The following is a 9,286-nucleotide window of genomic DNA, read 5'->3' as shown; positions in this document are numbered from 1 at the left end:
GAATTCACCAAACTAGAAGATGGCAGAGTAAAAAAACTTTGATAGAGTGCTATCGAAAATATAAATACCAAAAAGATAAAATTGGCGATGCACTAATAGAGTTAATGGGTAACAAAAAAGAAATTGTTGGAAAAACTAATAATGCCTTAAAAAAACTAAAGAACGAAAAAATAGACTTTACTAACACTATTCTAGAAAAAATTAATGAACAACGGGAAAATACTAGCGTACTTATAAATAATTATTTAATACAATCAAAAAATAATTTTTTAGAGAGTATCAAAGTAGCTCTGAGTGAAATTGCCGATATTGCTACTCCCAAAGGCAAAGCGATTAGAGCGACTAAGAACCTTAAAGAGCTATGCCAAATCGTTTGTATTCGACGGAAAAAATGGGATTTTCCACCCAACAAATACAACAAAAACAGGCTATGCACTTCTTGATGGACTTAATCACCCAGATAATAAAGTTTTAAGGAGTTTAGTCTTTGGTACGGAACACAAGTTAAGATATAGAGACTTGCGTAACTATGCCTTATCTGGCAGCAACAAATTTACCAGAACAAATAGTGGCTACTTTTTAAATCCAATAGATAAAGAGAATGAGAAGGTATTTTCAAAGGTATCAAAATTGATTCAGGCTGACAAAGTCGAAAATAAATTTTTAAAATTAGGTCACTTTCTCGAAAAGGCTAAGGCAAAAACCAAGGAAAATCCAGCTCAACCTAGCAATGTACATGATCTTAGTTGAGTTACGCTCTTAGAGCACTGCCTGACTTTCAACAGCGGCTTTTATTAGCCGCTTACCCGTCTTTTCCACTTCACATTCAAAAAATGCATGCTTTAGTAGTTTAGTGCCGCCATAACTATACAGCCCACCTGCCACCCCTACAACGGGGGCAGGAATGACAGTCGCAGCTGCAACTCCGATAACTGGCACTGCTAAACCACATGATGAAGCAATCAAAGCAGCACCACAGACAATAGCAACAGCTGCAGCAACCACCTTTAAAGCTGTCTTCCACCAAGGCGTAGCTTTTGATTCATCCTTGAATGTTTGGATACTCTCTTTTGTTATACTTCCCAATAACTTTAGCAAAGGTGAAATAGCACTATTAAAAACTTCATCGAAGGCTGCATTAGCTTCTTCGATGCTATTTTTTTCAATAGAATTTAGTGCGCAGCTATTGATTATAGCATTAAGATGATTTTTTCGATGCTATTTTTAAATTTTGATCTTCAATCATATTAAAACTTTCTAATATTTTGTGTTTTATGGATATGATGTGCTGATGAACTAAGTATCCTTTAGGGTGGAAACTTTCTAATTTCTGAACATTAGAAATATTATCTGGTGGCTTGATACCTAGGATGATTGGATTTTTAATGTCTGGACACCCTTTAAGCTTCCAGTGACGAAAATTCAAAGATACTCCTTCATCCTTCTTCGATAAAAATTTACTATAAGCCGCTTTAGAATATCTTGCTTTACCTCCAAAGTGTATATCACGTCGATCTTTTTTTCCAAAAAATGACTCATTAAATTTTTTTCATAAGATTATTATATTGTCTTATTTCATCATCTTTACTTAATTTAATATCATTATCTAAACTATCTGCACCTAATTCTTTTAGTTCTAAAAACATTAAGTGCCTCATTTTAGATCGAGAGGAGCAAAAGCCAAGTTGACCTATATCAGAACAGAAGAGATGATGACCTGGTATAATTTCAACTTCACTTTCTGTGTCAGGATGAAGCTCTGGGATTAAGGCATCATGACCTATTTTATTATTTTTGCTATAAAGATCATAAGCTGAAGCTGTAGATAAGGTAATATATGCCTTTTCAACAACACTGCATTTTCTAAGATCTTTTGCCTTATGAGTGATAGTCCCAACAGCAGAAGAGCCTATAGCCGATGTTAACCTCAAGTTCCCAGGTACAGGATCTTTTTCATCTAAAACCACCTTCACTTTGCTATTCAAGTCTGGGTCGCTTTGAATAAGCTGTACCGCTTTATTAGCTGAAATACAACCTCTAGAATGTCCTGCCATAAAAACAGTGACTCGCTTGTTACCTGTCACTTTCTTTTTTAAATCAGTAACAAATTTTTTTCGCTAGCTCCCCTGTTCCATTACCATTTAAGCCATACAACCCCAACTTGTTTTCGTATCTACAGCCATGATACTTAAAACTGTAAATATCTATATTATGCAGGGAAGGTTTTTCTGTGAATTCGTTAATAAAATTCTCGATTACAACTGCTGAGCCATCATCTTTAGGGACGCTTGTTCCACAAAAGTAAGCGGTAACAAAAGCATTTTCATTTTTTGCTATAATAACTTAACCTCTTGTCCATAGGATATATTGATGACTCTCAGCCTTAAGTTCCCAATAAATACTTATTAAGACCAGCTTCACAACTTTTAGATAAGTTCCACAATATGGTCTAATTAGGTCAGCTCTTCCTGTCTCCTAAAATGCAGCACCGAGCAAAAAGTTCACACCTAGCCTAGTGAAAATATTTAGGCTTTATCTACGAAGGCTAAGTAGCTCAATTGCGAAGGTCATTATTAGATGATGGAGATATCGCCTTTTTCTCTTCAATATCTTTAATCATGTCATCGAAAAATAATGAAGGATTCTGAGTCTTTGCATTATATAGCGTTTGTGTCCATACATCCCTTGATGTCGTGCATTTAACTTTACTATCTTTATAACTCACAAGAGTTTTTAATAAATTATCTTTAAATGTAACCGGATCTTTTTGAAGGTATGCCTTGTTAGCCTCAATTGCTTTTGCCAAATGCCCTGGAACAACAAAGGAAAAACTATTATCACCCTTAATATTGACTCTTTCACCTGCTGCCCCGAAAGACCACCAACGGTTATGCACTTTTGTTGCTGCTTTATTACAAAGTGCCTGTAGAAATTTTTTATTTGCTTTTTCATTCAAAATAGTTAGTTCCGCCTGCAAGTCTACTTCAGGATCTAACCCTTGAGCTTTTTTTAAATAGATCCAATACTCCTTTATCAGGAACTTTACCTTGTTCACATTTATAAATTTGCAAGATAAAAGCTGCATTTATTTTAAGCTGATCATTTTTTATACCTCCTTGCCCTTTAGTGTCAGCAGGGAACATTTTTCGTTCATCTTGAAATCCATGATCACCGCAGGTACTAACAGCAAACTCATAATTATGCCTAGCAGCAAGGATGTGAGTAAATTGAAGCTGTTGACTTTCCGTTAAAGCCATATACTCCTGGATGGTGAATCCTTGCCTCCCTTGAAATATTCTACCTAACTCTGCCTCCAGCGCTTCTATAACACCGGGACCTGGATTTTCTTTTCTCTTTTTTGCAATTCCTCCTCTAACTCTACCGCTTTATTTAAGGCATTTTCTCCACTTTTTAGCTTCAGTTTTTTTGCGTAACTTTATTAAATTTTTATTTATTTTCTTTGTCCCTTTTTCTTCTTTAAGAAAAGATTGCGCTGTATAAAATGAAAAGCCCATATAATTTTTGAAACCATCAAAAGCTTCTTTAGTTTTTTTTGAGAAGCCTTGGATTTCTGTTGATATCTGGATAAAATAGTCCCATGTAGTTCACCTCACATTCAAAAATCAATTAAAAATAAGTTAAGTTTTTTATGAGCCTATTCTATATATTCAAGAAGTCATTATTAAGCGTAAGCTCTACTAAAGTTTCATAAAAATATACCAACTCTAGTTACAGGTGCTTTCAAATATTCTTCTAGCAAATACTATAATCACGCTCTTGTAAGGGCACCCTCTCACTATTCAAATGCCACTTGTTTAGATTCAAGCCCTTTAGCTTTTGACTTAAATTGAAGAATTCCGCACTGTACTTTTCGTCTTTTATATAGAACGATTTATTAGCCCCGTCATTCACAAATTCTTTCAAATCCTTTTTGCTTAGCTTATCACCTTCTGCATTACATAGTGTTTTTAGGTACTTAACAAGTTTTGAATTTTCATTAACCTCTTCTAAGAATTTGCTACCGGTTTTAGAGATTGACGAACCTAAGCCCATATCACTTTTTCGCTTCCCTATTATTAATCTTATGAGTTTTTTCATATAGTTATCAAGACTCTTTGAGGGGTTTCCACTGTATGCCCTACTCCGCATGCACTTATCCATGTATTCTAGGTAGTCGTGTATAACAGCTTTTTTTATGTGACTTCCTCCCTCATCCGCTGCGTTAGTAACTGCTTCGTTGAGAGACTTTTTAATATTTTCGTACTTAGTCAAATCAGGATGATTTTTTTTCATTTGTTTTTGTTTTTTACTTACCACTTTTCCCTCAAATGATTTTATTATACCTTCCAGCTCTTTAACTTTATTTTCCAACTGACCTTTTTCTACTTCATGCTTACTAATTATGCCACGTTGCTTTTTTGATAATTTTCCAATTTCTTATTTGCACCAGTAATTGCGACACTGCATCACTAGCCTCTTTTAATGCTTTCTCCGTACTTTTAAGATCTACTCCTACACTAGCTATTTTTTCCTTTCAATTCACCTAGTTTTTTAATACCATTTTCTAGCCCTTTTTCAACCCTTTTTTTCCAATTTGCCCAGGCTTCCTGTTTATTGCTTGTTTGACCTTCATCAGATATGATGCTTTCAATTTCGGTTGTGTCACTCACTTGCGTTAGTGATTCGGTAAGTGTCTTCACCGCAGCACTGAGTATTTCATCACACACTTTCAGATTATCCTGAGCTTTTTCGTTATGTTTCCTCGCCTTTTCTAATTCGTGCTCAAGCTTGGATTTCGTTTTAACTAGTTTTTCATTGTTAGTCTTATATTCTTTGATTTCAATTTTTTTGCCTTTTGATATTTTCCGTTAATTTGTCATTATATCCACTTATCTTAAAGTTATCTCTAATTAAACCTGTTTGTTTTGTTGCTTTTATTCGATCTGCTGCCTCTATATCATTCACATTATCAATTAATTTTAGATGTTCACCTAGTTTATTTTTCAAGCTATTAAGTTTTTCAAAAACTTCATCTTTCGATTTTTTCCCTTTGCTTTCTCGATCCTCTAAAAAAGCACCTATATTCTTATGCAACTTCCCTGCATCTACATTGATATATTCTGGCTTACCTTCTTCTGCTTCATAGGTGGTTGTGAAATTTGTAATTATGCCATTCTTTGAACCCTCCTTGAAGATGAGATTATGCCGGATTAAGTTATCTTTATATTCATCGATCAAGCTGTGTTTTTGATGCTCCATGTTCATTTTTAAGTCATCAAGAGTTATATTTTTTGTACGTTTTTTCTTAGCACTCTGCTCATCATTTAGTTTATCTAGAGTTTTCTCTAGCTTAATTTGCGCTACCTCAGCTTGTTTCACTACCTCATTCGGTTTTTGATCAAGCATTTCGCTCACAAGTTTCTCTACTTGTTTTTGCTTCGGTTTATTATCATCTATTCTTTTTTGTAGTACCATAAGTGAACTTGTATTTACTCTGTTGTCACTTCCTCCTTCGTAGTTTTTCAAACCCGAACGCATTGGCTTTAATTTTTTGCTCGTAGGCTTTTATCTTTCTCCCTAGGCTTTTAAGCGCATCTTTACATTTGACTAAAACTTTGCCACCGAACAATTGAAGTTCACCAGCAAACCTAGTATGATCCGCCATTTCTTTTAGCAAAATTGACCTATTGTTGTACAATACGGCTAATTTAATTGCATCACGATGAATAAAACTCAGCTCTTGTTTTTCTAACTGAGTCAGACGTTTTTTTGGTTGCCTCCTTTTTGCTAGCTTCTTTTCCCCATTTACCACTTAGTTCTTTAGGAAGATTTGCTAGCGTTATTACTTTTTTAGGCAGGCCCTCCTCGTTGTTTGCCTGTTTGTCTCTTATATTTTTTGCACAAGTTTCTATGTCGGATTTGTAACTTGAATGTAACTTTTTGTAACTTTGGTCAGAATATGCTTCTCTAATATGGCCCACCGCCAAATCTTCTATAGACGTAGCTGCGATTGCCCCAATTTCATTGCTCTTTTCAGTTTCAGTTAGGGCTACAGCTAGCCTCAGGTAGTCTTCTGCGAGTAAACAATCTAATTCGGACTGTAGACGCAACCGACTATCGAGCGCTGTGTTTTTTATTTTCTCTGATAGAGTTGCCTTTGCCTTTTCCAGCGAATTTTCTGCACCTTGAAACCACCCCTTACGGTTATTTGATGTATCACCCTTAATTAGCCCAACTCTAAACGCCACCAACATTTCTTTAACGGCATCAAGTTTTTTTAGGCTTTCCTGAGTAGGGGGGAGTTCTTTACATTGCTGCAACAGGTATTGAAGGTAATCACAAGCAACATGGCGCGCGTCTCCAGCTTTTGTTCCCCAGTGATTCTTATAGCGGTTTTCCTGATATTGCGCAATGCGTTTTTGACTTTCCTTCAGAGCCTTTCTGTATTCTCCTAAATCATCTCCCCGTGCTATGTCCGCTAACCATGTGTCTTTTACATATTTTGGTATTTTTATCGTGTCATCTTGTGTTTTAACCGGAGGTTGAAAGTCTTTGCCCCACTTGCCTAGAAGGTTTTTATGCTTATCTTGAAGAGCATTTATAAGCTTCAACTCAGTTTCATTCTTTGCCTTATTATACTTCCATGTGACATAGCCTAAAGCTAAGGCGGACATGCCTGCGGCTGCACCGATTTCGATTTTTGATTTTTCACTATCAATCAAGGGCATTTTATCTACACTCCTGTTAATGGTTATTTGAGGTTATTTTGTTTCAAACAATCTAATCACTCTATGAGGAAAGGAAGGTAACTCCCTATTTTTTAGCAGCGCCTGAGAGCTGAAAAAAAGATGACGGTATTTTAAATAAATTTATAATTAATTAGCTATCTAAAGTTAATCAAAGAGAGCAATGCATTTTTTCTCTTTACCTTGTGTTTTTTTCAATTATCATCTTACTCTCCTTAAAACAACACCAGCATTCTTGTCTTTGATGTTTGATTATTATCTCTTAATATGCCGTGATATCTGCGTTAACTCTAGGGTAAGAGTTACGATATGGGTTGAGTTTCTTGCGATTTAACAGCTAGTTCCAATAAAGGCGTTCAAACTAATGCTAACACTCAAAACTTTTTGCCTTGTAGTTAAATTAGACTCTTGTTTGAACACTTATAACAAATTAATTAAAAACGTATATCTATAAGTCATACATATAAGGCCTACTAATCTATATTAGGTTTGACCGTAACAGAATTTTCTGCTTTTTTAAACTTTATTACTCATAGTAAATTTTTTGAAAGGTATGGAATTATTATCATACATCGCATATTTCCTTCTTTTTTTCATTACCTTCCTGCCCTAAAGGTGTAGGGTTTTCACGTTTTCGCCCCACTAATCTTACCTTCTGAGCATATTTTAAATAATTACTTTTTTAATCCTATATTTTGGGCTATTTCGATGGTTGTCATTATTTCTATTTTCCTTATTTCCATAAGAAAAATATTCTTTATTCTTTTTATCTTGACTCATTTTATTAGCACTAACCTCTTCTTGTCCCAAAGCGAACGCACGTATACGTCTTTTGCTAATTTTTTTTCCCGTAGGAGATATTTGCTGAGCAAGCGCTTGATTTTCTTTTTTATTTAGAAAGTCAGCCAACTTTCGAGCTGAGCTTGTCGAGCTACGTGCAGAAAAATCATAGTGTGAAGAAACAACATAGCACAACTCTCTTAGTGATTTACAGCGATTTAAGTCTGCTTGCTTTTCACTTTTAACTGCATCATTTTTAAAAAGTGCCAAAGCTGATGAGAGCTGTTTCATTCTATCTAATAAAACATAAAAATTCTTGTCTTCCCTTATTTTTTCATTTTCTACTGGATCACAGCCTTTGGCTTTAGCCATAAGTTTTTTAAACGTTTTTATTAGTTGTTTATAGCGTGTAACACTATTTTGATAACGCTCCTGATCCTTTTTATTTTTTTCTGCGTCTCCTTTACCGCCCTTGAACTTAGGGTTAGGATGACTCTTAAAAGCGTCTACTTGCTTAGCAATTAGTGTGAACGGGCCGAAAGCATCGGCACTTTCCATCTTCTTTTTTATATTTTCATAGCCATTCTTTGATGAAAAAAGCGCTGTGAGTTCACTATATTCATTTGAAGCATTTTCAGCTAACTTAGGCTCTATTTTTTTTCAGCTCATCAAAAGCTCTCACTACTGTAGTTGTGTTTAAAGCACTGTATACACTGAGGGCAAGCTCATAGTTTTTATCAGCTACTGCCTGGTGTGCGATTTTTACCCAAAAAGAGTAAGCTTTAGCTGAATCTGATAGACTTTGTGCATCCATAATACTGTATTGTACTTTTTGATCAATTGCTTTTGAGAAAAGCGCTAATTGCCTCTTGACCTTTTTCCTACTTTTTTTGCTCTTTCATTTTCAACTTTTTGCTCCTTTAAGTTATCTTTGTTCATATCTATGTCTAATGCATCAGTTTCAATAACAGATAGGAATTTTTTACTTAGTTCATCTAATAAATCAGTTTCTTCTCTTATAAAACTATCATCAAAAGAGTCCTGCCTTGTTATTTTTTTTAAAAGATATTTATTTTCTTTTTTTCCCAGCAATATGGTCACTAATATTAACCCTAAGCGCTGATATTAAGTTTAAAAATAACCATTCAATCTGGTTTGCCTGATCACTTATTGCTTCACGCTGCTTTGTTACACTTCCTTCTTTAGAAACTTCGCCATATATTTCTTCTTTTGATATAGCAAGATTTTTTAGCAAAGCCTGACTATTTTTATGACTCAATTTCTTAGGCATAGAGGAAAGTTTCCTGTCAAGATAGCCCAATTGCTTCTCATTTAGATGACTAATAGTTAGGGATGGTCTAAGGTTATCCTCAAGCCCTTTTTGCATAGCAATAAGAATTTCATCTGGAGAAGATCCAGCCTTTAATTTTTTAAGATGATTTTCTAACAGCTCGCTGTAAATTTCATTTAATAGATCAACATCCTCTGATAAACTTGTTTTTCGCTTGAGAAGCGCATTAATGTTAGTCATTTATTATCCTCATCATGTAAATGGTGTAAATTATTTTTAGCACAAGCAGATAAATTTGAAACGGGTAAGAGTAACGGTATTTTTCTGGCTTTGTAAAAAGATAATATGGAAAAACAGAAGGTAAATATACTAATATAATCAATCTGCTCATCACAGCTCTCAATGAATAAGATCATTTTTTATTAGTTATACTTTATCTACTCAAGGACAAATAACCCCAGCCATGCGC

Annotated in this window: 15 protein-coding genes; 2 read left to right on the top strand and 13 right to left on the bottom strand. The window is 34.7% G+C overall.

The annotated features are described in order from the left end of the window. The coding region (locus BGC07_RS14480) for a hypothetical protein (protein WP_158006958.1) at window positions 1-443 on the top strand (443 nt) is incomplete at its 5' end. A gap of 76 nt (window positions 444-519) precedes the next feature. Beyond that, window positions 520-750 carry a hypothetical protein gene (locus BGC07_RS14475; protein ID WP_069313673.1) on the top strand — a complete coding sequence of 77 codons (231 nt, stop codon included), beginning with the start codon at window positions 520-522 and terminating at the stop codon, window positions 748-750. A 9-nt stretch (window positions 751-759) separates the two neighbouring features. Here the strand turns inward: BGC07_RS14475 and BGC07_RS14470 are convergent, their stop codons facing one another. The 13 genes from BGC07_RS14470 to BGC07_RS14415 form a co-directional block, all read right to left on the bottom strand. After that, window positions 760-1,086 (bottom strand): hypothetical protein, encoded by a 327-nt coding sequence (locus tag BGC07_RS14470; RefSeq protein WP_139121714.1) that lies wholly within the window; start codon window positions 1,084-1,086, stop codon window positions 760-762. A 112-nt stretch (window positions 1,087-1,198) separates the two neighbouring features. Then, window positions 1,199-1,426, bottom strand: coding sequence for a hypothetical protein (locus tag BGC07_RS14465; protein ID WP_069313671.1), 228 nt, complete (start codon window positions 1,424-1,426; stop codon window positions 1,199-1,201). A gap of 112 nt (window positions 1,427-1,538) precedes the next feature. After that, window positions 1,539-2,054: a hypothetical protein gene (locus BGC07_RS14460; protein ID WP_069313670.1), complete on the bottom strand. Its 516-nt coding sequence runs from the start codon at window positions 2,052-2,054 to the stop codon at window positions 1,539-1,541. A gap of 500 nt (window positions 2,055-2,554) precedes the next feature. After that, window positions 2,555-2,956, bottom strand: coding sequence for a hypothetical protein (locus tag BGC07_RS14455; protein ID WP_069313669.1), 402 nt, complete (start codon window positions 2,954-2,956; stop codon window positions 2,555-2,557). A gap of 28 nt (window positions 2,957-2,984) precedes the next feature. Further along, on the bottom strand, window positions 2,985-3,257 hold the full coding sequence (locus tag BGC07_RS14450) for a hypothetical protein (protein ID WP_069313668.1): 273 nt from the start codon (window positions 3,255-3,257) through the stop codon (window positions 2,985-2,987). Between the two features lie 496 nt (window positions 3,258-3,753). Further along, window positions 3,754-4,371 (bottom strand): hypothetical protein, encoded by a 618-nt coding sequence (locus BGC07_RS14445; RefSeq protein WP_069313667.1) that lies wholly within the window; start codon window positions 4,369-4,371, stop codon window positions 3,754-3,756. Window positions 4,372-4,517: 146 nt separating this feature from the next. Beyond that, window positions 4,518-4,727, bottom strand: coding sequence for a hypothetical protein (locus tag BGC07_RS14440; protein ID WP_069313666.1), 210 nt, complete (start codon window positions 4,725-4,727; stop codon window positions 4,518-4,520). A 112-nt stretch (window positions 4,728-4,839) separates the two neighbouring features. Further along, a complete protein-coding gene (locus BGC07_RS14435; RefSeq protein ID WP_139121713.1) occupies window positions 4,840-5,526 on the bottom strand; it encodes a hypothetical protein in 687 nt (228 codons plus the stop codon). 191 nt (window positions 5,527-5,717) lie between these two features. Then, entirely contained in the window at window positions 5,718-6,728 is a 1,011-nt protein-coding gene (locus tag BGC07_RS14430) for a hypothetical protein (RefSeq protein WP_069313664.1), read from the bottom strand. A gap of 684 nt (window positions 6,729-7,412) precedes the next feature. After that, window positions 7,413-8,084, bottom strand: a complete 672-nt coding sequence (locus BGC07_RS14425) for a hypothetical protein (RefSeq protein ID WP_069313663.1) — start codon at window positions 8,082-8,084, stop codon at window positions 7,413-7,415. A gap of 85 nt (window positions 8,085-8,169) precedes the next feature. Further along, the gene (locus tag BGC07_RS19600) at window positions 8,170-8,367 is read right to left on the bottom strand and encodes a RasGEF domain-containing protein (RefSeq protein ID WP_235603442.1); all 198 of its coding nucleotides are present in this window, start codon (window positions 8,365-8,367) and stop codon (window positions 8,170-8,172) included. A 17-nt stretch (window positions 8,368-8,384) separates the two neighbouring features. Beyond that, window positions 8,385-8,627, bottom strand: coding sequence for a hypothetical protein (locus BGC07_RS14420; RefSeq protein WP_139121712.1), 243 nt, complete (start codon window positions 8,625-8,627; stop codon window positions 8,385-8,387). Then, window positions 8,596-9,057, bottom strand: a complete 462-nt coding sequence (locus tag BGC07_RS14415) for a hypothetical protein (RefSeq protein ID WP_069313661.1) — start codon at window positions 9,055-9,057, stop codon at window positions 8,596-8,598. The genes BGC07_RS14420 and BGC07_RS14415 overlap by 32 nt, the downstream gene beginning before the upstream one ends. Between the last annotated feature and the right edge of the window lie 229 nt (window positions 9,058-9,286).

The organism is Piscirickettsia litoralis (assembly GCF_001720395.1).
Classification (GTDB): Bacteria; Pseudomonadota; Gammaproteobacteria; order Piscirickettsiales; family Piscirickettsiaceae; genus Piscirickettsia; species Piscirickettsia litoralis.
This window is presented reverse-complemented; position numbering and strand designations above follow the sequence as displayed.

Excerpts from the sequence above, each read along its gene's own strand:
- BGC07_RS14450 (WP_069313668.1), bottom strand. The coding sequence starts at position 3,257 with ATGGCTTTAACGGAAAGTCAACAGCTTCAATTTACTCACATCCTTGCT.
- BGC07_RS14460 (WP_069313670.1), bottom strand. The coding sequence starts at position 2,054 with ATGGCAGGACATTCTAGAGGTTGTATTTCAGCTAATAAAGCGGTACAG.
- BGC07_RS14430 (WP_069313664.1), bottom strand. The coding sequence starts at position 6,728 with ATGCCCTTGATTGATAGTGAAAAATCAAAAATCGAAATCGGTGCAGCC.
- BGC07_RS14425 (WP_069313663.1), bottom strand. The coding sequence starts at position 8,084 with ATGGAAAGTGCCGATGCTTTCGGCCCGTTCACACTAATTGCTAAGCAA.
- BGC07_RS14415 (WP_069313661.1), bottom strand. The coding sequence starts at position 9,057 with ATGACTAACATTAATGCGCTTCTCAAGCGAAAAACAAGTTTATCAGAG.